Below are 24,264 nucleotides of genomic sequence, written 5' to 3'. Positions count from 1 at the left end.
GTTTTAAGCTGCCAATTGCATCGGGTCAAGGCAGAAACGGGCGCGCATAAAAAAAGGGCTCCAAAGGAGCCCTCTCTTGCAGCTTGTCGCTTACCACTCAAAGCTGCCGTTATTTCTTGTCGCGGCGCTTCTTGTCGGCCTTCTTGTGGTGAGTCATCAAACGACGCTTCTTGTTCACCTGACGGTCGGTCAGCGTGTTCTTGTTGCCTTCGTATGGGTTCTCGCCACCCTTGAACTCGATACGGATCGGCGTACCGACCAGTTTCAAGACACGGCGGTAGGTGTTTTCCAGGTAACGCACGTAGGACTTGGGCACTTTCTCGATCTGGTTACCGTGGATCACGATAATCGGCGGGTTGGCACCACCCAAGTGGGCGTAACGCAGCTTGATCCGACGGTTGTTGACCATCGGCGGGGCGTGCTCGCCCACGGCGTCTTCGAGGATCTGGGTCAGGCGGTTGGTCGGCCAGCGGGTGACCGCAGACTTGAACGAGTTCTGTACGGAGGCGTAGAGGTTGCCCACGCCGGTACCGTGCAGTGCCGAGATAAAGTGGATATCGGCAAACTCAACGAAGAACAACCGACGCTGCAGCTCGATCTTGACGAAATCGCGCTCGCTCGGCGTCATGCCGTCCCACTTGTTGATCGCGATCACCAAGGCCCGGCCGGCTTCCAGGGCAAAGCCCAGCAGGTTGAGATCGTGGTCTACCACGCCTTCGCGGGCATCCATCACGAAGATCACCACGTTGGCGTCTTTGATCGCCTGCAGCGTCTTGACCACGGAGAACTTTTCAACTTCTTCGTGGATCTTGCCGCGCTTGCGCACACCGGCGGTGTCGATCAGCGTGTACTTCTCGTCGTTACGCTCGAACGGGATGTAGATACTGTCGCGGGTGGTGCCAGGCTGGTCGTAGACGATCACGCGGTCTTCACCGAGCATGCGGTTGACCAGCGTCGACTTGCCGACGTTCGGGCGACCGATGATGGCGATCTTGATACCGTCTTTTTCGCTCGGGCCAGGAATGCGCTTGGCTTCCTCACCTTCGGCGACGATCTCTTCCTCGCCCTCTTCTTCATCGACATCATCCTTGGGGAAGTCGCGCAGGGCGATTTCCAGCATCTGGGTGATACCGCGACCGTGGGCACCGGCGACAGGGATCGCGTCGCCCAGGCCCATCGGGCTGAATTCGGCACGGGCCGCCTCAGGATCGATGTTGTCGATCTTGTTGGCGACCAGATAGGAACGCTTGTTGCGCTTGCGCAGGTGCTCGCCAATCATCTGGTCGGCAGCGGTGTAGCCCGCGCGGGCGTCGACCAGGAACAACACGACATCGGCTTCTTCAATGGCCAGCAGCGACTGCTCGGCCATCTTTTCGTCCATGCCATGCTCGTCACCGGAGATGCCACCGGTGTCGACAATAATGTAGGAGCGCCCTTGCCACTTTGCCTCACCGTATTGGCGATCACGGGTCAGACCGGACAAGTCGCCAACGATGGCGTCGCGAGTCCTGGTCAGGCGGTTGAACAAGGTGGACTTGCCGACGTTAGGTCGGCCCACCAGGGCGATTACGGGAACCATGCGGCTCTCCACTTCGTTATTTCAGAAAATACAAAAGCCGCTGCAGGGCAGCGGCTGGTGCTCGGGGCGGCATTTGAAATGCCACATGCCCTGCTCTGGCACCACCACTGTAGGAGTGAGCTTGCTCGCGAAAAACCCAAGGACGACGCGTCTATCCAAAAAACCCGCGTTATCGTTGACGTCCTTCGCAAGCAAGCTTGCTCCTACAGCAACAGGCATTGAAACAGGGCCGCCTGGGGGTTACCCCAAGCATAGTCAAACCTTTACTTGATGGTCAGGGCTTCCAGCGTGCCGCCGTTGCCATACACATAAAGCATGTTACCTACCACCAGCGGACGCGCACGCAGGCCGTCGCTGTCGATACGCTGGCGACCTACAAAGCGACCGTCCACCTGGCTTAGCAGATGCAGGTAACCTTCAAAGTCACCTACCGCCACGTAGCTGGAGAAGACTTCCGGTGCCGACAGTTGACGGCGCGCCAGCGAATCATTGCTCCACAGTGCAGTGGTGGAACGCTCGTCGACGCTCTCAACGGTGCCGGAGGCCAGGCTCACATAGACGCTGCCAAACCCTTGGGCGACACCTGCGTAGCTGGAGGCATCACGCTGCCAATTGACGCGACCGCTTTGCAGGTCCAGCGCGGCAACACGGCCCTGGTAGGTGGCGACGTAAAGGGTTTCACCCGACAGCAGCAAGCCACCGTCGATGTCCACGACGCGATCCAGCTCGGAACGACCTTGCGGGATAGCCACACGGGTTTCCCAGGCCGGCACGCCGTTCTGGGTATTCAGGGCGACCACTTTACCGGTCGACAGGCCGGCAACGGCGAGGTTGTTGGTCACAATCGGACCACTGGTACCGCGCAGGGTCAACACCGCCGGGGTACTGTCGTACAACCAGCGCTGGTCGCCGGTGGACGCCTCCAGGCCGATCACGCGATCATCCTGGGTTTGTACCACGACGATATCGCCGTTGGTCGCAGGTGCCGAGAGCACTTCACTGGTCACGCGAGCGCGCCATTTCTCTTCGCCGGTGCTGGAGTCGAGTGCGACCACATCACCTTTGAGCGTGCCGATCAGCACCATGCCGTAGCCGACGCCCACACCACCGGAAACCGGCAGTTCGAGGTCTTTTTTCCACTTCACATCGCCATTCATACGATCCATGGCAATGACGACGCCGGTGGAGTCGGTGGCGACGATGTTGTCGCCGTCGATGGCCGGCTGCAACAGGTTGTAGAGGTCGCCCTGACCATCACCGATGGAGCGGCTCCATTGCTTTTGCAGGACCACTTCTTCCTTGAAGCTGGTCAGCTCGGCAGGCGGCAGTTCTTTTTTGCTGTTGCTGCTGCAACCCGCGGCCAAAACGGCCAGAGCCAGCAATGCTGCATGTTTCCAACGGATCACGTCACGCATCCCCTTTGGCCAAGTCGTCGAGCTTGATTTGTAAGCCACCGACCGCCGCTTCATCAGACAGCGCCGCCTTGGCTTTTTGGTACGCAGCATGGGCTTCGTCGGTACGACCCAATTGGACCAACAGGTCCCCCTTGAGCTCTTCGCGAGTGGCCACGAATGCCTTGTCAGCATCGCCGTCGAGCAGTTTGAGTGCTTCGTCAGCCTTGTTCTGTGCCGCCAATACCTGCGCCAGGCGCTGACGTGCGATTTCACCCAGGGTCGGGTTGGTCGGCTTGTCGGCAATGGCCTTCAGTTCGGTGGCGGCGTCATCCAGCTTGCCGGTGTCGACCGCGACTTTCGCGACGAACAGGCTACCGTACTGGGCGTAAGTGCTGCCGCCGAATTCGTTCTTCAGCTTGCCGGCCAGGTCTGCAACCTGCGCGGGGTCAGGCTTGCCGTCCGGCGTCAGGGTAGTTTCCAGCAATTGCTGATAAACGATCGAGGCGCCCTGAGACTGGTTGGTCTGATACTTGGTCCAGGCTTGCCAGCCGAACACCACCACTAACGCCAGCAGGCCGCCAGTGACCAGGGGCTTGCCGTTACGCTGCCACCAGTCCTTGAACTCGGCCAGTTGCTCATCATCAGTACTCGACACCCCAATACTCCTTAATCGCTAAATTCGGCTGTTCGACAGCTTCAACCCTGCACGACGCAGGTGGCCAAGTGCGCAGCGAGCGCATCAAAGGCAATGTTCTGTTGTTCGCCCTGGCCACGCAGGGGTTTGAAACCTATCACCTGCTGGGCCAACTCGTCATCGCCGAGGATCAGTGCATACAGCGCACCGCTCTTGTCGGCCTTCTTGAACTGGCTCTTGAAGCTACCGGCGCCGGCATTGATCTGCAGCCGCAGGTTCGGCAGTTGGTCGCGCACTTTTTCGCTCAAGGCCAGGGCAGCCAGTTCGGCGGCCTCGCCAAAGGCGCACAGGTACACATCCACCTGACGGGAAATCTCTTCGGGTACCTGCTCGAGGGTCTCAAGCAGCAGGATCAGCCGCTCGATGCCCATGGCAAAGCCTACACCGGTGGTCGGCTTGCCGCCCATTTGCTCGACCAGGCCGTCATAGCGACCACCGGCACACACGGTACCCTGGGCGCCGAGTTTGTCGGTGACCCACTCGAACACAGTCTTGCTGTAGTAATCGAGGCCGCGCACCAGCTTCGGGTTGATCACGTAGGGAATACCCGCGGCATCCAGGCGAGCCTTAAGGCCCTCGAAGTGCACGCGGGATTCGTCGTCCAGGTAGTCGGCCATCTTTGGCGCATCGACCAGCACGGCCTGGGTATCGGCGTTCTTGGTGTCCAGCACGCGCAACGGGTTGGTCTTCAGACGGCGCTGGCTGTCTTCGTCCAATTTGTCCAAGTGCGCCGACAGGTACTCGACCAGGGCTTCGCGATAACGCCCGCGGGACTCGCTGGTGCCCAGGCTGTTGAGTTCAAGCTTGACCGCATCACGGATGCCCAGTTGGCCCCACAGGCGCCAGGTCAGCACGATCAGCTCGGCATCGATGTCCGGACCGTCAAGGTTGAAGACTTCGCAACCGATCTGGTGGAACTGTCGATAGCGACCTTTCTGCGGGCGCTCGTGGCGAAACATCGGGCCGATGTACCAGAGCTTCTGGGTCTGGCCACCGCCGGTGATGCCATGCTCAAGTACGGCGCGCACGCACGCGGCAGTGCCTTCCGGACGCAGGGTCAGGGAGTCGCCGTTGCGGTCTTCGAAGGTGTACATCTCTTTTTCGACGATGTCGGTCACTTCACCGATGGAGCGCTTGAACAGCTCGGTGAACTCGACGATCGGCATGCGGATCTGCTTGTAACCGTAGTTATCCAACAGGCGCGCGACCGTGCTCTCGAAGTAGCGCCACAGTGGCGTCTGCTCCGGCAGGATGTCGTTCATGCCACGAATGGCTTGCAGAGACTTGCTCACATCAAATCCTTAAATTCGTTCAATCAGCCGCGAGCGATCAGCGCTGCGTCAGCGGCGACCTTCTCGGCCGCTTTCTCGCGGATCAGCTTTTCCAACTGATCCACCAGATTGTCATTCGTCAGTTTCTGCGACGGCTTGCCGTCAATGTAAATCAGGTTCGGCGTACCGCCAGTCAGGCCCACATGGGCTTCCTTGGCTTCGCCCGGCCCATTGACCACACAACCGATCACTGCCACATCCAGCGGCACCAGCAGGTCTTCGAGGCGCAACTCCAAATCGTTCATGGTCTTCACCACGTCGAAGTTCTGCCGCGAGCAGCTCGGGCAGGCAATGAAGTTGATACCACGGGAACGCAAACGCAGGGATTTGAGAATGTCGTAGCCGACCTTCACTTCCTCTACGGGGTCTGCCGCCAGGGAGATGCGGATAGTATCGCCAATCCCTTCGGCGAGCAGCATACCGAGACCCACGGCAGATTTCACTGTGCCTGAGCGCAAACCGCCCGCTTCGGTGATACCCAGGTGCAACGGCTGTACGATTTCCTTGGCCAGCAGGCGGTAGGCTTCTACGGCCATGAACACGTCGGAGGCCTTTACGCTGACCTTGAAGTCCTGGAAATTCAGGCGCTCAAGGTGCTCAACATGGCGCAATGCCGACTCTACGAGCGCCGCCGGCGTCGGCTCGCCGTATTTTTTCTGCAGGTCTTTTTCCAGGGAACCGGCGTTGACGCCGATGCGGATCGGGATACCGCGATCACGGGCAGCATCAACCACGGCACGCACACGGTCTTCGCGACCGATGTTACCCGGGTTGATACGCAGGCAATCGACGCCCAACTCGGCGACGCGCAACGCGATCTTGTAGTCAAAGTGAATGTCGGCAACCAGCGGCACCTTGACCAACTGCTTGATGCGGCCGAAAGCCTCGGCGGCATCCATGTCCGGTACGGAAACCCGCACGATATCGACGCCGGCAGCTTCCAGACGGTTAATCTGGGCCACGGTAGCTGCCACATCGTTGGTGTCGCTGTTGGTCATGCTTTGCACTGCAATGGGGGCATCGCCGCCCACCGGCACAGAGCCGACCCAGATCTTGCGCGATACGCGACGTTTGATTGGAGATTCGCCGTGCATGACTATTGTCCCAACTTGAGGCGAGCAGTCTCGCCACTGGTGAACGGCGCCACGTCTACAGGCTGGCCGTTGTAGGCCACTTGCGCGCCACGGGCAAAGCCCAGACGCAGCGTCAAAGGAGGCTTGCCGCCCTGGTCCAGCGTATCTCCCTTACGCTTCAAACCGCTGAACAGCACTTTGCCGTTGCCATCGGTGACCTGCGTCCAGCAGTCAGCGATGAAGGTAATCTGTACGCGCCCATCACCGGCGATCAACGCAGGGGTGGTGGGAGGCGACATCGCCGGCGCTGTCGGTGCGGCTGGCGCGGGGGTCGGGGTCGTTGGGGCAGGCGTCGCTGCGGCCGGGGCCTGGGCCACAGGCGCTGTCGGAGTCGCTGGAGCCGGTACCGCAGGCGTCGCAGCCGGTACCGTGGCGGTTTCTGGCACAGGCTGTTCAGCCGTAGCCGGCACTTGCGGCGTGGTTTGCCCTTCTGCAACGGCCTGGTCTTCCGGCTCATCCAGCGGATGAATCTGGGTGGTGCCGTCGGCGCTTTCGACTTCGACGTGCTCCATGGCATTGCTGGTCAGGTCTTTGCTGCGCTGGGAGGCCTGGTCTTGCCACCAGACGAAACCGCCGCCGATCACCGCAATCAGCAGTAACAGGCTGACAATCCGCAAAATCGTATGGGAAACCCGTGTTGGTTCTTCGATTCGCCCCAGGCCATGGACGTTACTGCCCTGGGAGTCGGTACCGGTGAACTGGTCGAATTCCTGCACCAGCACAGTTTGGTCGATCCCCAGCAATTTGGCATAGGCGCGGATATAGCCGCGGGCAAACGTATGCCCGGGCAGCTTGTCGAACGCGCCGGCTTCCAGGTTGGCCAGGGACGTGCTGGTCAAATTGAGCTTGACGGCCACTTCCGCCAGCGTCCAACCATTGCTTTCGCGGGCCTGACGCAAGGTGTCGCCTGGGTTTACGCGATTAGCTGCTACATCTTCCGGGTGCGCGGCTTTCATCATTGCTCCGACAGGTATTGCTGATATTCCGGCGTACCGGGATAGAGTCGTTCGAGTTGCTGGCCAAAACGTGCGGCCGTGTCGTGTTCTTCATGAACCGTCGCCAGGCGCACACCGAGCAATAGACTACGTGCATTTTGCCCGCTGAGCAGGCTAAAACGCTCGTAATAGTCTCGTGCAGGCACATAATGCCTGTCTTCGTACGACAACTCAGCCATTTCGAGCAATGCCCGTGGCTGGCGGCTGTTCAGGTGCAAGGCTTTTTCAAGGTGCTGGCGTGCATTTTCACGCTGGCCGAGGCGTATCGAGGCTACACCGAGGTTCTCGAACACCCGCGAACGCTCCGGGTAGAGGGTATCGGTGGCAGCCTGCTGGAAATAACGCGACGCCAGGTCATAACGCTTCTGCTCGAACAGGAAACTGCCGTAGTTATTCAGCAGCCGTGGGTCGGCAGGGCGTGAAGCCAGGGCCTTGTGGAAATAGCGGTCGGCCAGTTCAGGTTCGGCCTGGGCCTGGAATACCAGGGCCAGTGCGGCATTGGCGTCGACATCATCGTTGTCCAGCTCAAGGGCCTTTTTCAACGGCACCTTGGCCTGCTCGCTCATGCCTTGGCGCAGGTACCCCAAGCCCAGCTGCACATAGGCAACTCGCGCCTCATCACGGCCTTTATCCGTTTGCAAAGGGCTGACATGGCCCGATGAAACGCAACCGGCAACGAGGCCGGTAACCAGTAAAAGCAGCGCAAGGCGTAAGGGCATAGAGATCCTCTCTCAGATTCGATTCACAGCAATTTGCGGCAAATCTTCAGCGGCGTTAAGTTCGCGCACGGCGATATAACGTTCGCTGCGGCGGGTGCGATCCATCACCTGCCCTACCAATTGACCACAGGCGGCGTCGATGTCTTCACCACGGGTGGTGCGCACGGTGACGTTGTAGCCGGCCTGGTGCAGTTGATCCTGGAAACGACGGATCGCGTTGTTGCTCGGCCGCTCGTAGCCAGAATGTGGAAACGGGTTGAACGGAATCAGGTTGATCTTGCACGGGGTGTTCTTGAGCAGTTCGATCATCTCGACCGCATGCTCGACTTTGTCGTTGATGTCCTTGAGCATGGTGTACTCGATGGTCAACACGCGCTTCTCGCCCAGGGTCGCCATATAGCGCTGGCAAGATTCGAGCAGCATCTTAAGCGGATACTTCTTGTTGATCGGCACCAATTGGTTACGCAATGCGTCATTGGGTGCATGCAGCGACAACGCCAGGGAGACGTCGATGTGCTTGGCCAGCTCATCGATCATCGGGACCACGCCGGAGGTCGACAGGGTCACGCGGCGCTTGGAGATGCCGTAGCCCAGGTCGTCCATCATCAGGTGCATGGCCGCAATCACGTTGTCGAAGTTCAGCAGCGGCTCACCCATGCCCATCATCACCACGTTGGTGATGGCACGGTCGACGGTCGCCGGGACGCTGCCAAAGGATTTGTTGGCAATCCACACCTGGCCGATGACTTCGGCGGCAGTGAGGTTGCTATTGAAGCCTTGCTTGCCGGTGGAGCAGAAACTGCAATCCAGGGCACAGCCTGCCTGGGACGAAACGCACAAGGTGCCGCGTTTGCCCTGGGGAATGTACACGGTCTCGACGCAGCTGCCGGACGCCACGCGCACCACCCATTTACGGGTGCCGTCGCTGGAAATGTCCTCGCTGACAACCTCGGGACCACGCACTTCGGCAATGGCCTTGAGCTTGTCGCGCAGGGCCTTGCTGACGTTCGTCATGGCGTCGAAATCGTCGACACCAAAGTGGTGAATCCACTTCATTACCTGACCGGCACGGAAACGCTTCTCCCCGATTGAGTCGAAGAATTTCTCCATTTCCGGCTGAGTCAGACCCAGCAGGTTGGTTTTAACAGTCGATGTAGTCATGGATTCACCCTCACTCTTTAAGCCGATGCTTAGCGAGCGGTTACTTCAGTAGCAGCGAAAAAGTACGAGATTTCGCGAGCAGCAGCGGCTTCGGAGTCCGAGCCGTGAACAGCGTTGGCGTCGATGGATTCAGCGAAGTCAGCACGGATGGTGCCGGCAGCAGCTTCTTTAGGGTTGGTAGCGCCCATCAGTTCACGGTTCAGGGCGATAGCATTTTCGCCTTCCAGTACCTGGACAACAACAGGACCGGAGATCATGAAGGCAACCAGGTCGCCGAAGAAGCCACGAGCGCTGTGCTCAGCGTAGAAGCCTTCAGCTTCAGCCTTGGACAGTTGCTTGAGTTTCGAAGCTACAACCTTCAGGCCGGCTTTTTCGAAACGAGTGGTGATCTCGCCAATGACGTTTTTTGCAACAGCGTCAGGCTTGATGATGGAGAAAGTACGTTGAACAGCCATGGTGTAACTCCAGAAACGGTAATTTACGAAAAATTAAACCCGCGAATTATACGCGGGTTATTGGGTATTGCCTAACTGCGTAAAAAGGCGGCTCAGTCTGCTTCTTCGATCCACAGGCCTTGGATCGCCTCCAGGACCTTTTCGCCACCCCGGTCAGGGAGGTCGTCAAAATCCGGCAGCGCCATTACGAGGTTGCGCAGCTTGACGAAGTTCACGGTAAGAGGATTGACCTCAGGATGAGCTTCGGCAAGTTGTATAGCGATTTCTTGTACATCAACCCATTTCAGGCTCATGACATTTCCTTGAATCAATGCGGCGCTTCGGCTGCATGGTTGAGCGAATATTTCGGAATCTCGACAGTGAGATCTTCGGTACCGACTTTCGCCTGACAGCTCAGGCGCGACGTTGGCTCCAGGCCCCACGCCCGATCAAGATAGTCTTCTTCCAGGTCATCGGCCTCGTTGAGGCTATTGAAACCTTTACGAATGATGCAGTGACAAGTGGTGCAGGCATTCACGCCGCCACAGGCACTTTCGATCTCGATGTGATTGTCATGGGCGACGTCGAGCAGGGACTTGCCGGTCTCAGCCTCCACAACCATGCCGTCCGGGCAATGCTCGGCGTGCGGTAGAAAAGTAACCTGCGGCATCAGTTATTCCTCGATTTCATTCAGGTTGCGTCCCGCCAGTGCGGCTTTCACCGTCTGATCCATGCGGCGGGCGGCAAAGGCGTCAGTGACCTGCGACAAACGCTTGGTCTGCTGCTCGATGGCATAACCATCGTTGCCTTTCATCAGTTCGGCCAACTCCTGCATCTGCAGGTCGATGACCATGCGTTCCTCGGCATCCAGCAGGCGCTCGCCATCAGCATCAAGGGCGCCCTGCACCGCTTCGAGCAGGCGCTGGGCATCGACTTGCTGTTCGCGTAATACGCGGGCGACTTTGTCGTCACCGGCGTACTGGAACGAGTCCTTGAGCATCTTGGCGATTTCGCCGTCGGTCAGGCCGTAGGACGGCTTGACCTGGATACTGGCCTCGACGCCCGAACCCAGCTCGCGGGCAGCCACGCTGAGCAGGCCATCGGCGTCGACCTGGTAGGTCACGCGAATTTTCGCAGCACCGGCCACCATCGCCGGAATACCGCGTAACTCGAAGCGCGCCAGGGAGCGGCAATCGCTGATCAGCTCGCGCTCGCCTTGCAGCACATGAATCATCATGGCCGTCTGGCCATCTTTGTAGGTGGTGAAATCCTGTGCGCGGGCAACGGGGATGGTGGTATTGCGCGGAATCACCTTCTCCATCAGGCCGCCCATGGTTTCCAGCCCCAGGGACAACGGGATCACGTCGAGCAGTAACAGTTCGCCACCGTCACGCTTGTTGCCAGCCAGGGTATCGGCCTGGATCGCAGCGCCGATGGCGACCACTTGATCCGGGTCGATTTCAGTCAGCGGCTGGCGACCGAAGGCTTCGGCCACGGCCTCGCGCACGCGCGGTACGCGGGTGGAACCGCCGACCATGACCACCGCAGCCACGTCTTCCAGCTCGACACCGGAATCGCGCACGGCACGGCGACACGCCCTGAGGCTGCGAGCGACCATCGGCTCGATCAGCGCATCAAAAGCTTCGCGGGTCAGCTGCGCCGACCAGCTACCGTAGGAGACTTCAACAGAAGCGGCGTCAGTCAGTGCTTCCTTGGCGGCACAGGCTGTCTGCAGCAGATTACGCTGCGCGCCTGGATCCAGGTCGGCAGACAAACCGGCACTGGTGATAATCCAGCCTGCAATGGCATGGTCAAAGTCATCGCCGCCCAGGGCACTGTCGCCACCGGTGGCCAGCACTTCAAAGACGCCGCCGGTCAGGCGCAGGATTGAAATATCAAAGGTGCCGCCGCCCAGGTCATAGATAGCAACCAGGCCCTCAGCGTGCTGATCCAAGCCATAGGCTACCGCGGCGGCAGTCGGCTCGTTGAGCAGGCGCAGCACGTTCAGGCCGGCGAGCTTCGCCGCGTCCTTTGTAGCTTGGCGCTGCGCATCGTCGAAATACGCGGGAACGGTGATCACCGCACCGACCAGTTCGCCGCCCAAGGTGGTTTCCGCACGCTGGCGCAGCACCTTGAGGATATCGGCCGACACTTCCACCGGGCTCTTAGGCCCTTGGACGGTGTCGATGAACGGCATATGGGATTCACCGCCGACAAAGCGATAGGGCAACTGGTCGCCCAATTGCTTGACGTCGGACAGACCACGACCCATCAAGCGCTTGACCGACAGAACAGTATTCAGAGGGTCGGAGGACGCGGCCAGCTTGGCCGATTCACCGACTTCGGTACGATCCGCGTGGTAACGCACGGCGGACGGCAGGATCACCTGGCCATCGGCGTCGGGCAGCGGCTCAGACAGGCCGCTGCGCAAGGCGGCGACCAGGGAATTGGTAGTGCCCAAGTCAATCCCGACCGCCAGGCGACGCTGGTGCGGTTGAGGGCTTTGGCCGGGTTCGGCGATTTGCAGTAGGGCCATGGTAATCAGGTCTTATCTGTCTATCAGGCGTGCATCACGGGCAGCACTGGGTTAATCGTCGAGGCGCTCTTCTAGCTGGCGCACTTCGTAGGTGAGCTTGTCGAGGAACTGCATGCGCCGCATCAGGCGTTCGGCCTGTTCGCGTTGCGCAGCATCATCCCAACAGGCTGCGAAGCTTTCGTTGAGCTCATCCTGGGCGGTTTTCAGACGGCGCTTGAAAACCGCGACGCCCGCCACATCGGCTTCGTCCTGCAAGTCTTCGAGCTCTTCGCGCCACTGCATCTGCTGCATCAGGAAGTCCGGATCGTGCACCGTGACTTCCAACGGCAACTCACCACCGTTCATCGCGAGCAGGTAACGCGCGCGTTTCGCAGGACTTTTGAGCGTCTGATAGGCTTCGTTGAGGCTGGCCGATTGCTCCAGGGCCTGGCGTTGTTCACGCTCGGAAGCGTCAGCAAAACGGTCCGGATGCACGCCACGCGCCAGTTCTCGATAGCGCGTGGCAAGCTGATCGAGGTCCAGGCGAAAGCTCGGCTGCAGCTCGAATAAAGCGAAATGACAAGGAGTACCCACGAGTAGCCTCAGATGTTGAAGCTTTCGCCGCAGCCACATTCACCGCGCACGTTGGGGTTGTTGAACTTGAAGCCTTCGTTCAACCCTTCCTTGACGAAATCGAGTTCGGTGCCGTCCAGGTAGGTCAGGCTCTTAGGGTCGATGATCACTTTCTCGCCGTGACTTTCGAACACCTGGTCCTCTTCAACCACCTCGTCGACAAACTCCAGCACGTAGGCAAGGCCGGAACAGCCTGTGGTGCGAACACCCAGACGAATCCCCTCACCTTTACCGCGCCCATTCAGGGAGCGGCGAATGTGCTGCGCAGCCGCTTCTGTCATGCTGATAGCCATCGTTGACTCCTTACTCGTCGCCAAATGCTTAGATCAAGCCTTTCTTCTGCTTGTAGTCGCGAACAGCCGCCTTGATGGCGTCTTCCGCAAGCACCGAGCAGTGGATTTTCACTGGCGGCAGGGCCAGTTCTTCGGCCAGCTGGGTGTTGCTGATGGTGACAGCCTCATCCAGGGACTTGCCTTTCATCCACTCGGTCGCCAGGGAACTGGAGGCGATGGCAGAACCGCAGCCATAGGTCTTGAACTTGGCATCTTCGATAATGCCCTGTTCGTTGACCTTGATCTGCAGGCGCATCACATCGCCGCACGCCGGAGCGCCGACCATGCCGGTGCCGACATCAGGGTCTTGCGCGTCCATCTTGCCGACGTTGCGCGGGTTTTCGTAGTGGTCGATGACCTTTTCGCTGTAAGCCATGGTACTGAATCCTCACTCATCAGGGCCGCTCTGGAACCCTGTAGAAACGCCTGCGTTTACCGCCACGTTCCTACAGAGCTTGGGTGGCGGCTTCTATAGTTAGTGTGCCGCCCACTCGATCTTGGAAATGTCGACACCGTCTTTGTACATGTCCCACAGCGGCGACAGAACGCGCAGCTTGTTGACGGCTTCGCAGACTTTCTGCGCGGCGTAGTCGACTTGCTCTTCAGTGGTGAAGCGGCCGAACGTAAAGCGGATCGAGCTGTGAGCCAGTTCGTCGTTGCGGCCCAGGGCGCGCAGTACGTACGAAGGCTCAAGGGACGCCGAGGTGCAGGCCGAACCGGACGATACGGCCAGGTCCTTGAGCGCCATGATCAGCGACTCGCCTTCGACGTAGTTGAAGCTCAAATTCAGGTTGTGCGGTACACGGGCGGTCATGCTGCCGTTGATGTACAGCTCTTCAAGGTTCTCGACCTGCTTGTAGAAGCGGTCGCTCAACGCCTTGATGCGTACGTTTTCGGCAGCCATGTCTTCCTTGGCTACGCGAAACGCTTCGCCCATGCCGACGATCTGGTGGGTCGCCAGGGTACCGGAACGCATGCCGCGCTCGTGACCACCGCCGTGCATGGTGGCTTCAATGCGCACGCGCGGTTTGCGGCTCACGTACAGCGCGCCGATGCCTTTAGGGCCATAAGTCTTGTGGGCCGAGAACGACATCAGGTCGACTTTCAGCTTGGACAGGTCGATGTCGACCTTGCCGGTGGACTGGGCAGCATCGACGTGCAGCAACACACCTTTGGAGCGGGTCAGCTCGCCGATGGCCGCGATGTCGTTGATAGTGCCGATTTCATTGTTCACGTGGATCACGGAAACCAGGATGGTGTCTTCACGCATCGCGGCTTCGATCATTGCCGGGGTGACGATACCGTCGGTGGTGGGCTCGAGGTAGGTGACCTCGAAACCTTCACGCTCCAGTTGGCGCATGGTGTCGAGGACAGCCTTGTGCTCAATCTTGGTGGTGATCAGGTGCTTGCCCTTGGTCGCGTAGAAATGCGCCGCGCCCTTGATAGCCAGGTTGTCGGACTCGGTGGCACCGGAGGTCCAGACGATTTCACGCGGGTCGGCATTGACCAGGTCTGCGACCTGGCGACGAGCGTTCTCCACCGCTTCCTCGGCCTTCCAGCCGAATACGTGGGAACGGGAGGCCGGGTTGCCGAAGTTTCCGTCGACCAGCAGGCATTCGCTCATTTTTTGCGCGACACGCGGATCAACCGGGGTGGTCGCTGAGTAATCAAGGTAAATCGGCAATTTCATGGACTTTCTCCTAAATCAGGCTGGCTGGCGTGCCGTTAGCTCTGCGGCTGTCACTCGACGGCGGACGCTTCGATCTTGTCCAGGCGCGGCGCCTTGGTGTTGCAACGGCGCTGGTCCTGACGCTGGGCTACTTCTTGCACCTCACGGCGAGTCACAAGATCAGCCAAGCTGATACCACTCAAAAACTCATGGATCTGCAGGCTCAAGTCACACCACAGGTGGTGCGTCAGGCAGGTGTCGCCGGCGTGGCAATCACCCAGGCCCTGGCACTTGGTGGCGTCGACGGATTCGTTGACCGCGTCGATTACCTGGGCTACCTGGATGCCCTGCATGTCGCGGGACAATTGATAGCCACCACCTGGACCGCGAACGCTGGAAACCAGGTTGCTGCGGCGCAATTTGGCGAACAGCTGTTCGAGGTAAGACAGGGAAATGCCTTGGCGCTCGGAGATATCGGCCAGGGACACCGGCCCAGTTTGCGCGTGCAAAGCCAGGTCAAGCATGGCGGTCACCGCGTATCGGCCTTTTGTAGTCAGTCTCATGGACAAGGTACCAAGGTGTTTCAGAATGGGAGCAAGTATGCGATTCCCGAGTATTTAAGTCAACTATAAGACCTAGTGCTTTAGTCGGGAATACCCGTAAAAAGGGCGCGCGAATCATAGCAGGGTGGGGTAGGTACGAACAGCGGGGATAAGGCCGAGCAAAGAACGCAAGACCAAGGGAGATCAATATGTGGGAGGGGGCTTGCCTCCGACGGCAGCAGGTCAGCCGATAAATCCATGGCTGACACACCGCTATCGGGAGCAAGCCCCCTCCCATAGGGAATCTCTGGTGCCCCTCAGATCTCAGCTTGCCTTGATGGCAGCTTCGTCCTTGATCTCGGCAAAGTCTTCTTCGCGCAACTCAGGCAACTCCTTGGCACAGTAGGGGCTGCCCAGGTCCTTCAGTGCGCCACACATGCCGTCCAACTTGCCATCCACCGCCTGCAGGTGGTCGAGCAATTGACCAATGGCGCGCGCCACCGGGTCGGGCATGTCTTCGCTGACGCCGTAGGCATCGAAGCCGATCTTTTCGGCCATGGCCTTGCGCTTGGCTTCCTGCTCGTCGCCGACTTCCGGCTTGACGATGATGCGGCCCGGAATGCCCACCACGGTGGCGCCAGCAGGTACAGCCTTGGTCACTACGGCATTGGAGCCTACCTTGGCGCCGGCGCCCACGGTAAACGGCCCCAATACCTTGGCGCCCGCCCCTACCACCACGCCATTTTCCAGGGTCGGGTGGCGCTTGCCTTTATTCCAGGTGGTACCACCCAGGGTCACACCCTGGTAAAGCGTCACGTCATCACCAATCTCGGCGGTCTCGCCAATCACGATGCCCATGCCATGGTCGATGAAGAAGCGGCGACCGACCTTGGCGCCAGGGTGAATCTCGATGCCGGTCAGCCAGCGACCGAAGTTCGACACCAATCGCGCCAGCCATTTCCAGCCCATGCCCCACAACACAGCAGACAGGCGATGGATCCAGATCGCGTGCATGCCCGGGTAGCAGGTCAGCACTTCAAAGGCATTGCGCGCCGCCGGGTCTCGGTGGAAAACGCTCTGAATGTCTTCTCGCAAACGCTCGAACATTGTTAATCCTTCCGCTTAAGAAGCTCGCCACGGGCCGCTTTCTGGGTTTCCGTGAGGATGCCACGCAATATATTCATCTCAGCCCGGCTCACCGAGCTGCGACCGTACAAGCGACGCAGGCGCGCCATTAAATGCCTTGGCTTTTCAGGATCGAGGAACTCGATGGCTACCAGGGTTTGCTCCAGGTGCTCATAGAAGCGTTCCAGCTCGTCCATGGTGGCCAACTCGCCACTTTTGGTCGATGCGACTTCATCCTTCTCAACCTTGCTCGGCTGGCCTTGAGCAGCCAGCCAGGCCATGCGCACTTCGTAACTCAAGACCTGCACCGCCGCCCCGAGATTCAGCGAGCTGAACTCAGGGTCTGATGGAATGTGCACGTGGTAATGACATCGCTGCAGCTCTTCATTGGTCAGGCCGGAGTCTTCACGGCCGAACACCAGGGCGATCTCAGCGCCACCGGCAGCTTCTTCCACCACTTTGGTGCCGCATTCGCGCGGATCCAGCAGCGGCCAGGGGATGCGTCGGTCACGGGCGCTGGTGCCGAGCACCAGGTTGCAGCCAACCAAGGCATCTTCCAACGTCGCGACAACCTGAGCGCTTTGCAGGATGTCATTGGCGCCGGACGCACGGGCATCGGCCTCGTGGTGCGGGAATACCCGCGGCTCGACCAGCACCAGGCGCGTCAGCCCCATGTTTTTCATGGCTCGCGCCACCCCGCCGATATTGCCGGGATGACTGGTATTGACCAAGACGACACGAATATTTTGCAGCAAGGGAGGCGCTCTCGGACATGGGAAAGGGGAGCAAATCTTACAGAACAGCCTAAGGTTATGCCATGAAAGCTAACGTCGTCCTTCACCTGAAGAAAGTTTCTGCTAGAATGCTCGGCTTTCTTTAACAACCTTAGGTGACACATCCATGCAGCCCATGCTGAATATCGCGCTGCGCGCCGCCCGCAGCGCCAGTGAATTGATCTTCCGCTCCATCGAGCGCCTGGATACCATCAAGGTCGACGAAAAAGACGCCAAGGATTATGTATCCGAGGTGGACCGCGCCGCCGAACAGAAGATCATCGACGCCCTGCGCAAGGCCTACCCTACCCACGGCATCCTCGGTGAAGAAACCGGCCTGCACAAAGGTAGCGGCGAAGGCGAAGACTACCTGTGGATCATCGACCCACTGGATGGCACCACCAACTTCCTGCGCGGCATTCCACACTTTGCCGTGAGCATCGCCTGCAAATACCGTGGTCGCCTGGAACACGCCGTTGTGCTGGACCCGGTTCGCCAGGAAGAATTCACCGCCAGCCGTGGCCGTGGCGCCCAGTTGAACGGCCGTCGCCTGCGTGTCAGCGGTCGCACCAGCCTGGAAGGCGCACTGCTGGGCACCGGCTTCCCGTTCCGTGATGACCAGATGGACAACTTGGAAAACTACCTGGGCATGTTCCGCGCCCTGGTTGGCCAGACCGCCGGTATCCGCCGCGCCGGTGCAGCCAGCCTGGACCTGGCTTATGTCGCTGCCGGTCGTTTCGATGCATTCTGGGAATCGGGCCTGTCCGAGTGGGACATGGCTGCAGGCGCCCTGCTGATCCAGGAAGCTGGCGGCCTGGTAAGCGATTTCACCGGTGGCCACGACTTCCTTGAGAAAGGCCACGTGGTTGCCGGCAACACCAAATGCTTCAAGGCAGTGCTGACGGCGATCCAGCCGCACCTGCCGGCTTCGCTGAAGCGCTAAGCGAGCGAGCAAAAAAAGCACCCCTAGGGGTGCTTTTTTTATGCCTGGGATTTGTGACAGACCCGTGAATCAGCAGCAATACATATCAAATGCGAGAGAGGGGGCTTGCCCCCTCCCACATTTTGAACTGCACTGGCCCTTGAGTCAGTGCCAGGCCCGGAATTACTGCTGGTTCTGACCCAGGATCAGACGCCCTTCCTTATCCACCGGGATCTGGCTGCCTGGATCACGCTCCATACGCACAGTGCCTTCCTTGCCATCCAGGTTGTAACGCACGTCATAGCCAACAACCTTGTCGCTGATGTCATTGACGGTGTTACAGCGGGTTTGCGTAGTGGTGTAGGTATCGCGGTTCTGCATGCCTTCCTGAACCTTGTTACCGGCGTAGCCACCACCGACTGCACCGGCCACAGTGGCCAGTTTCTTACCGTTACCGCCACCGATCTGGTTACCCAGCAGGCCACCTGCAAGGGCACCCACTACGGTACCGGCGATTTGATGTTGATCCTGCACCGGACGCTGCCGGGTCACGGTGACGTCCTTGCAGACCTCACGAGGGGTTTTAATCTGGGTTTTCACCGGCTGCACCGCCAGCACTTGCGCATACTCAGGGCCGCTTTTTACCAGGCTGTAGGTGGCAACAGCGCCCCCGGCAGTCACACCGACAGCACCCAATACCGCACCAACCAGCAACGACTTGTTCACATGAACCTCCTGACCATCACAAGCGGACCGAAACGTCCGCGCTATACCCAGCCTTGGAGCCAAAAAAAAGGCACGAGTTCAATCTCGTGCCTTCTTTGTAACAGCGTATCAACGAACATCCGTCAAGGACGGTCGTCGACCTCCTTGTCGGTAGCAGCAGGAGGGATCAGGTCTTCGCTATTGAGGTTCAGCCAGATCAGCACCACGTTGGCGATGTAGATCGACGAGTAGGTGCCCGCCAGAACACCGATGAACAGCGCCAGGGAAAAGCCCCACAGGTTGTCGCCACCGAAGATCATCAGCGCAGCAATCGCCAGCAAAGTGGAGATCGAGGTCGCCATGGTCCGCAGCAGGGTCTGGGTGGTGGATATGTTGATGTTCTCGATCAACGTCGCCTTGCGCAGTACCCGGAAGTTCTCGCGAACCCGGTCGAATACCACGATGGTGTCGTTGAGCGAGTAACCAATGATCGCCAGAACGGCCGCCAATACGGTCAGGTCGAAGGTGATCTGGAAATAGGCCAGGATACCCACGGTCACGATCACGTCGTGGATCAGCGACACAATGGCGCCGACACCGAACTTCCACTGAAAACGGAAGGCCAGGTAGATCATGATGCCGACCAGCGCCATCAGCATGCCGAGGCCACCCTGGTCGCGCAGCTCTTCACCGACCTGCGGGCCCACGAACTCAACGCGCTTGACCGATGCCGGGTTGTCGCCGCCGACCTTCTGCAAGGCCTCGGCTACCTGGTGACCCAGTTGCGGGTCTTCGCCAGGCATACGCACCAGCAGGTCGGTGGTCGCACCGAAGCTCTGCACGACGGCTTCGTGATAGCCAGCCTTGACCAGCTCGTCGCGCACCAGGGTAACGTCGGCCGGCTTCTCGTAGGTCAGCTCGATGAGCGTACCGCCGGTGAAGTCCAGGCCGTAGTTCAGGCCCTTATGGAACCAGCTGAACAACGCCAGAACGGTAAGGAGCGCAGTGACGCCGAACGCAATGTTGCGAACGCCCATGAAGTTGATTGTACGTAACATGGCAGCCCCTTAAATCCACAACTTCTTGAAGTCACGCCCGCCAAAGATCAGGTTGACCATTGCGCGGGTCACCATGATGGCCGTGAACATCGAGGTAAAGATACCCAGGGACATGGTCACCGCAAAACCTTTGACGGGGCCTGTGCCCATGGCAAAGAGAATCCCGCCGACCAACAGGGTAGTCAGGTTGGAGTCGAGAATCGCGGTAAATGCCCGGCCGAAGCCTTCGTTGATTGCACGTTGTACGGTCATGCCCGCCGCGATCTCTTCACGGATACGCGAGAAGATCAGCACGTTGGCGTCGACCGCCATACCCATGGTGAGGACGATACCGGCGATACCCGGCAGTGTCAGGGTAGCCCCCAGCAGCGACATCAGAGCCAGCAGCATCACCATGTTGCCCGCCAGGGCGACGGTGGCGATGACGCCGAAGAAGCGATAGATGGCGATGATGAACAGCGACACGAACAACATGCCCCACAGCGCCGCATCGACACCCTTGGTGATGTTGTCGGCACCCAGGCTCGGGCCGATGGTCCGTTCTTCAGCGAAGTACATCGGCGCCGCCAGGCCACCGGCACGCAGCAGCAGCGCCAGCTCGGAGGACTCGCCCTGGCCGTTCAGGCCAGTGATGCGGAATTGAGCACCCAGCGGCGACTGGATGGTCGCCAGGCTGATGATCTTCTTCTCTTCCTTGAAGGTCTGTACCGGCACGTCTTTTTCGACGCCGTTGACCATCTGCTTGGTGTAGGTGGTGACCGGGCGCTGCTCGATGAAGATCACCGCCATGCTGCGACCGACGTTGCTGCGCGTGGCGCGGCTCATCAGTTCGCCACCGTGGCCATCCAGGCGGATGTTCACTTCAGGGGTGCCGTGCTCGCCGAAACCGGCCTTGGCATCGGTCACCTGGTCACCCGTGATGATCAGGCCACGCTCGATAAGTGCTGGAGGACGGTTGCCTTCGCGGAACTCGAACTCTTCGGAGGTCGCACGGGTGGCACCCGGCTCAGCCGCAAGGCGGAATTCCAGGTTGGCGGTCTTACCCAGGATACGCTTGGCTTCAGCGGTGTCCTGCACGCCCGGCAGCTCAACCACGATGCGGTTGGCGCCTTGACGCTGCACGATCGGCTCGGCCACACCCAGCTCGTTGACGCGGTTACGTACCGTGGTCAAGTTCTGCTTGATGGAGTATTCGCGAATTTCGGCAATCTTGGCCGGGCTCATCGCCAGGCGCAGTACCGCCTGGCCATTGAGGTCGGCTGGCACGATGTCGAAATCATTGAAATTCTTGCGGATCAGCGCACGGGCCTGTTCGCGAGAGGCTTCGTCAGCAAAGCCCAACTGGATGGCACCGTTGAGCTGCGGCAGGCTGCGATAACGCAACTTCTCTTTGCGCAGCAGGCTCTTCACGTCGCCTTCGTAGACTTTCAGGCGCGCATCGAGGGCCTTGTCCATGTCGACTTCCAGCAGGAAGTGCACACCACCGGACAAGTCCAGACCCAGCTTCATCGGGTGCGCGCCAATGCTGCGCAGCCATTGTGGCGTGGTCTGTGCCAGGTTCAACGCAACGACGTAGTCGTCACCCATGACCTTGCGCACAACATCTTTGGCCGGCAACTGGTCTTCTTGCTTGGTCAGGCGCAACAAGCCGCCTTTGGAACCAGCCGCCAAGGTTGCCGCTTTAACCTGGATACCCGCGTCGTTGAGCGCTTTGCTCGCACGTTCCAGGTCAGCCTGATTGACCTGCAGCGAAGTGCTGGCGCCAGAGATCTGGATCGCAGGGTCATCAGGATAGAGATTGGGAGCGGAATAAATAAAACCGATCGCCAGCACCGCCAGGATCAGTACGTATTTCCACAGAGGGTATTTGTTCAGCATCACGCCGCCCGCTTATAACGCGGGGCGCCTTGCGCGCCCCGTCGATTGGTAAAGGTTGTTACTCAGATCGCTTTGAGCGTGCCTTTAGGCAGCGTGGCGGCGATGGCGCCCTTCTGGAACTTCATTTCGACGGTGTCGGAGACTTCCAGTACCACGAAAGCATCGGAAACCTTGGTGATCTTGCCGGCGATACCGCCAGTGGTCACGACTTCGTCGCCTTTCTGCAGGCTGCCCAGCAGGTTTTTCTGCTCTTTGGCGCGCTTGGCCTGTGGACGCCAGATCATCAGGTAGAAGATGACCAGGAAGCCGACCAGGAAAATCCACTCGAAACCACCGCCCATAGGGCCGGCAGCAGCAGGCGCAGCGGCGTCAGCCATGGCGTTAGAGATAAAAAAGCTCATTTAGCACTCCAGTTGCAAATAGTGAATCTTAGGGTCGGGAAACTCAGTCCAAGGGCGGCACAGGGAGCCCGCGCTTGGCATAGAAGGCATCGACGAAGGCGGCCAATGTACCCTGTTGAATAGCCTCGCGCAAACCAGCCATCAGGACTTGGTAGTGACGCAAATTGTGGATGGTATTCAACATGCTACCCAGCATTTCCCCGCATTTGTCCAAGTGATGCAGATAAGCACGGGAGAAGTTCTGGCAGGTGTAGCAGTCACAGGTGGGATCGAGCGGCGAATCATCATGGCGATGGAACGCGTTACGGATCTTCAGCACGCCTGTATCGATGAACAGATGCCCATTGCGGGCATTACGGGTTGGCATCACGCAATCGAACATGTCCACACCGCGGCGCACACCCTCTACGAGATCTTCCGGTTTGCCAACGCCCATAAGGTAACGAGGTTTGTCAGCGGGCATCAGGCCCGGCAGGTAATCGAGCACCTTGATCATTTCGTGCTTGGGCTCGCCCACCGACAGACCACCAATGGCCAGACCATCGAAGCCGATCTTGTCGAGGCCTTCCAGCGAGCGCTTGCGCAGGCTTTCATGCATGCCGCCCTGGACGATACCGAACAGCGCCGCGGTGTTGTCGCCATGGGCGTTCTTCGAACGCTGGGCCCAACGCAGGGACAGCTCCATGGAGATGCGCGCTACGTCTTCGTCAGCCGGGTATGGCGTGCACTCGTCGAAAATCATCACGATGTCCGAGCCCAGGTCACGTTGAACCTGCATCGACTCTTCCGGGCCCATGAACACCTTGGCACCGTCCACCGGCGAGGCGAAGGTCACACCCTCCTCCTTGATCTTGCGCATGGCGCCCAGGCTGAACACCTGGAAACCGCCTGAGTCGGTGAGGATAGGGCCTTGCCACTTCATGAAGTCATGCAGGTCGCCATGCTTCTTGATCACTTCCGTGCCCGGGCGCAGCCACAGGTGGAAGGTATTGCCGAGGATGATCTCGGCGCCGGTGGCGACGATGTCACGGGGCAGCATGCCCTTGACGGTGCCGTAGGTACCGACCGGCATGAAGGCCGGGGTCTCTACGGTGCCGCGCGGGAAGGTCAGACGACCGCGACGGGCCTTGCCGTCGGTAGCCAGCAGTTCAAACGACATACGACTCATAAGTTGTCCTCAGGGCCGCGCGGCGCCGGGTTACGGGTGATAAACATCGCATCACCGTAGCTGAAAAAACGGTACTCGTTGGCGATGGCCGCTTGATAAGCGGCCATGGTTTCCGGGTAACCGGCAAATGCCGACACCAGCATCAACAGCGTGGATTCCGGCAAATGGAAATTGGTGACCAGGCAATCGACCACATGGAATGGCCGACCCGGAAAAATAAAGATGTCAGTGTCGCCACTGAACGGCTTGAGTACGCCATCACGCGCCGCACTTTCAAGTGACCGTACGCTGGTGGTGCCCACCGCCACCACTCGCCCACCGCGCGCCTTGCACGCGTTAACCGCGTCCACGACGTCCTGGCTGACTTCCAGCCATTCGCTGTGCATATGGTGGTCTTCGATGTTCTCCACACGCACCGGCTGAAACGTACCGGCCCCCACGTGCAGGGTCACATAAGCGGTCTCGACGTCCTTGGCGGCAATCGCATCCAGCAGCGGCTGGTCGAAATGCAGGCCGGCCGTCGGTGCTGCAACCGCACCGAGACGCTGGGAGTACACCGTCTGATAGCGCTCGCGGTCCGAGTCTTCGTCGGGGCGGTCTATATAAGGAGGCAACGGCATATGACCGACACGTTCCAACAGCGGCAACACTTCCTCGGCGAACTTGAGCTCGAACAAGGCATCGTGGCGCGCCACCATTTCGGCTTCGCCACCGCCATCGATCAACAGGCTCGAGCCCGGTTTCGGCGACTTGCTGGAGCGCACATGGGCCAGCACGCGATGGCTGTCCAGCACCCGCTCCACCAGGATTTCCAGCTTGCCGCCGGAGGCTTTCTGGCCAAACAGCCGCGCCGGAATCACCCGGGTATTGTTGAAAACCATCAAATCGCCTGGGCGCAAATGCTCAAGCAAATCAGTGAATTGACGGTGTGCGAGGGCACCGCTCGGCCCGTCCAGGGTCAGCAGTCGACTGGCGCGACGCTCGGCCAAAGGGTGGCGAGCGATCAGCGAATCAGGGAGCTCAAAAGTAAAGTCAGCAACGCGCATGATGGGGTTCGTCTAGCAGGGCCGGGAAGTCTAGCGGAAATAGTCAAAATTGACCAT

Annotated in this window: 26 protein-coding genes; 1 reads left to right on the top strand and 25 read right to left on the bottom strand. The window is 59.5% G+C overall.

Going from position 1 to position 24,264, the window contains the following annotated elements; translation table 11 throughout:
* Window positions 1-109: 109 nt before the first annotated feature.
* The 19 genes from der to trmJ all read right to left on the bottom strand — a co-directional run bounded on the left by der (window position 110) and on the right by trmJ (window position 17,011).
* Window positions 110-1,579: a ribosome biogenesis GTPase Der gene (der, locus tag KVH01_RS14130; RefSeq protein ID WP_057703915.1), complete on the bottom strand. Its 1,470-nt coding sequence runs from the start codon at window positions 1,577-1,579 to the stop codon at window positions 110-112.
* A 263-nt stretch (window positions 1,580-1,842) separates the two neighbouring features.
* Window positions 1,843-2,994, bottom strand: a complete 1,152-nt coding sequence (bamB, locus tag KVH01_RS14125) for an outer membrane protein assembly factor BamB (protein WP_124421775.1) — start codon at window positions 2,992-2,994, stop codon at window positions 1,843-1,845.
* Window positions 2,987-3,628, bottom strand: a complete 642-nt coding sequence (locus KVH01_RS14120) for a YfgM family protein (protein ID WP_217881843.1) — start codon at window positions 3,626-3,628, stop codon at window positions 2,987-2,989. The genes bamB and KVH01_RS14120 overlap by 8 nt, the downstream gene beginning before the upstream one ends.
* A 41-nt stretch (window positions 3,629-3,669) precedes the next feature.
* Window positions 3,670-4,959: a histidine--tRNA ligase gene (gene hisS / locus KVH01_RS14115; RefSeq protein WP_044268091.1), complete on the bottom strand. Its 1,290-nt coding sequence runs from the start codon at window positions 4,957-4,959 to the stop codon at window positions 3,670-3,672.
* A 23-nt stretch (window positions 4,960-4,982) separates the two neighbouring features.
* Complete coding sequence (gene ispG / locus KVH01_RS14110; protein WP_034115889.1) at window positions 4,983-6,092, bottom strand: flavodoxin-dependent (E)-4-hydroxy-3-methylbut-2-enyl-diphosphate synthase; 1,110 nt, start codon at window positions 6,090-6,092, stop codon at window positions 4,983-4,985.
* A gap of 2 nt (window positions 6,093-6,094) precedes the next feature.
* Window positions 6,095-7,087: a RodZ domain-containing protein gene (locus tag KVH01_RS14105; protein ID WP_217881842.1), complete on the bottom strand. Its 993-nt coding sequence runs from the start codon at window positions 7,085-7,087 to the stop codon at window positions 6,095-6,097.
* Window positions 7,087-7,845, bottom strand: a complete 759-nt coding sequence (gene pilW / locus KVH01_RS14100; protein ID WP_217881841.1) for a type IV pilus biogenesis/stability protein PilW — start codon at window positions 7,843-7,845, stop codon at window positions 7,087-7,089. Before pilW ends, KVH01_RS14105 begins: the two co-directional genes overlap by 1 nt.
* Window positions 7,846-7,857: 12 nt before the next feature.
* A complete protein-coding gene (gene rlmN, locus KVH01_RS14095; protein WP_005791178.1) occupies window positions 7,858-9,006 on the bottom strand; it encodes a 23S rRNA (adenine(2503)-C(2))-methyltransferase RlmN in 1,149 nt (382 codons plus the stop codon).
* A 29-nt stretch (window positions 9,007-9,035) separates the two neighbouring features.
* Window positions 9,036-9,461, bottom strand: a complete 426-nt coding sequence (gene ndk / locus KVH01_RS14090) for a nucleoside-diphosphate kinase (protein WP_003175956.1) — start codon at window positions 9,459-9,461, stop codon at window positions 9,036-9,038.
* A gap of 92 nt (window positions 9,462-9,553) precedes the next feature.
* On the bottom strand, window positions 9,554-9,754 hold the full coding sequence (gene iscX, locus KVH01_RS14085; protein WP_217881840.1) for a Fe-S cluster assembly protein IscX: 201 nt from the start codon (window positions 9,752-9,754) through the stop codon (window positions 9,554-9,556).
* Window positions 9,755-9,768: 14 nt separating this feature from the next.
* The gene (fdx, locus tag KVH01_RS14080; protein ID WP_057013169.1) at window positions 9,769-10,110 is read right to left on the bottom strand and encodes an ISC system 2Fe-2S type ferredoxin; all 342 of its coding nucleotides are present in this window, start codon (window positions 10,108-10,110) and stop codon (window positions 9,769-9,771) included.
* A 3-nt stretch (window positions 10,111-10,113) separates the two neighbouring features.
* Window positions 10,114-11,976, bottom strand: coding sequence for a Fe-S protein assembly chaperone HscA (hscA, locus tag KVH01_RS14075; protein ID WP_124401839.1), 1,863 nt, complete (start codon window positions 11,974-11,976; stop codon window positions 10,114-10,116).
* Window positions 11,977-12,027: 51 nt separating this feature from the next.
* The gene (gene hscB / locus KVH01_RS14070) at window positions 12,028-12,549 is read right to left on the bottom strand and encodes a co-chaperone HscB (protein ID WP_043046817.1); all 522 of its coding nucleotides are present in this window, start codon (window positions 12,547-12,549) and stop codon (window positions 12,028-12,030) included.
* Between the two features lie 8 nt (window positions 12,550-12,557).
* Window positions 12,558-12,881 (bottom strand): iron-sulfur cluster assembly protein IscA, encoded by a 324-nt coding sequence (iscA, locus tag KVH01_RS14065; protein WP_003209680.1) that lies wholly within the window; start codon window positions 12,879-12,881, stop codon window positions 12,558-12,560.
* 28 nt (window positions 12,882-12,909) lie between these two features.
* A complete protein-coding gene (gene iscU, locus KVH01_RS14060) occupies window positions 12,910-13,296 on the bottom strand; it encodes a Fe-S cluster assembly scaffold IscU (protein WP_043046816.1) in 387 nt (128 codons plus the stop codon).
* Window positions 13,297-13,395: 99 nt separating this feature from the next.
* Entirely contained in the window at window positions 13,396-14,610 is a 1,215-nt protein-coding gene (locus KVH01_RS14055; protein ID WP_003194019.1) for an IscS subfamily cysteine desulfurase, read from the bottom strand.
* 50 nt (window positions 14,611-14,660) lie between these two features.
* Window positions 14,661-15,152: a Fe-S cluster assembly transcriptional regulator IscR gene (gene iscR, locus KVH01_RS14050; protein ID WP_003194020.1), complete on the bottom strand. Its 492-nt coding sequence runs from the start codon at window positions 15,150-15,152 to the stop codon at window positions 14,661-14,663.
* Window positions 15,153-15,455: 303 nt separating this feature from the next.
* The gene (cysE, locus tag KVH01_RS14045; RefSeq protein WP_043046815.1) at window positions 15,456-16,238 is read right to left on the bottom strand and encodes a serine O-acetyltransferase; all 783 of its coding nucleotides are present in this window, start codon (window positions 16,236-16,238) and stop codon (window positions 15,456-15,458) included.
* Between the two features lie 2 nt (window positions 16,239-16,240).
* Window positions 16,241-17,011 (bottom strand): tRNA (cytosine(32)/uridine(32)-2'-O)-methyltransferase TrmJ, encoded by a 771-nt coding sequence (gene trmJ, locus KVH01_RS14040; protein ID WP_124401842.1) that lies wholly within the window; start codon window positions 17,009-17,011, stop codon window positions 16,241-16,243.
* 145 nt (window positions 17,012-17,156) lie between these two features.
* Between trmJ and suhB the strand changes: the two genes are divergently transcribed.
* Window positions 17,157-17,972, top strand: a complete 816-nt coding sequence (suhB, locus tag KVH01_RS14035) for a type III secretion system regulator SuhB (protein ID WP_005791195.1) — start codon at window positions 17,157-17,159, stop codon at window positions 17,970-17,972.
* A 162-nt stretch (window positions 17,973-18,134) separates the two neighbouring features.
* Here the strand turns inward: suhB and KVH01_RS14030 are convergent, their stop codons facing one another.
* The 6 genes from KVH01_RS14030 to queA all read right to left on the bottom strand — a co-directional run bounded on the left by KVH01_RS14030 (window position 18,135) and on the right by queA (window position 24,207).
* Window positions 18,135-18,677, bottom strand: coding sequence for a glycine zipper 2TM domain-containing protein (locus KVH01_RS14030; RefSeq protein WP_003194023.1), 543 nt, complete (start codon window positions 18,675-18,677; stop codon window positions 18,135-18,137).
* A gap of 122 nt (window positions 18,678-18,799) precedes the next feature.
* Complete coding sequence (secF, locus tag KVH01_RS14025; RefSeq protein ID WP_217881839.1) at window positions 18,800-19,714, bottom strand: protein translocase subunit SecF; 915 nt, start codon at window positions 19,712-19,714, stop codon at window positions 18,800-18,802.
* Between the two features lie 9 nt (window positions 19,715-19,723).
* Entirely contained in the window at window positions 19,724-21,592 is a 1,869-nt protein-coding gene (secD, locus tag KVH01_RS14020) for a protein translocase subunit SecD (RefSeq protein ID WP_043046811.1), read from the bottom strand.
* Between the two features lie 62 nt (window positions 21,593-21,654).
* Window positions 21,655-21,993, bottom strand: a complete 339-nt coding sequence (gene yajC / locus KVH01_RS14015) for a preprotein translocase subunit YajC (RefSeq protein WP_003175975.1) — start codon at window positions 21,991-21,993, stop codon at window positions 21,655-21,657.
* A gap of 43 nt (window positions 21,994-22,036) precedes the next feature.
* The gene (gene tgt, locus KVH01_RS14010) at window positions 22,037-23,152 is read right to left on the bottom strand and encodes a tRNA guanosine(34) transglycosylase Tgt (RefSeq protein WP_032803964.1); all 1,116 of its coding nucleotides are present in this window, start codon (window positions 23,150-23,152) and stop codon (window positions 22,037-22,039) included.
* A gap of 5 nt (window positions 23,153-23,157) precedes the next feature.
* Window positions 23,158-24,207 (bottom strand): tRNA preQ1(34) S-adenosylmethionine ribosyltransferase-isomerase QueA, encoded by a 1,050-nt coding sequence (gene queA / locus KVH01_RS14005; RefSeq protein WP_217881838.1) that lies wholly within the window; start codon window positions 24,205-24,207, stop codon window positions 23,158-23,160.
* Window positions 24,208-24,264: the final 57 nt, after the last annotated feature.

Origin of the sequence: Pseudomonas khavaziana (genome assembly GCF_019145205.1) — a bacterium.
GTDB classification, from domain to species: Bacteria; Pseudomonadota; Gammaproteobacteria; order Pseudomonadales; family Pseudomonadaceae; genus Aquipseudomonas; species Aquipseudomonas khavaziana.
Note: the sequence above shows the minus strand (reverse complement) of the source record. Positions and strands in the feature narration are given on the sequence as shown.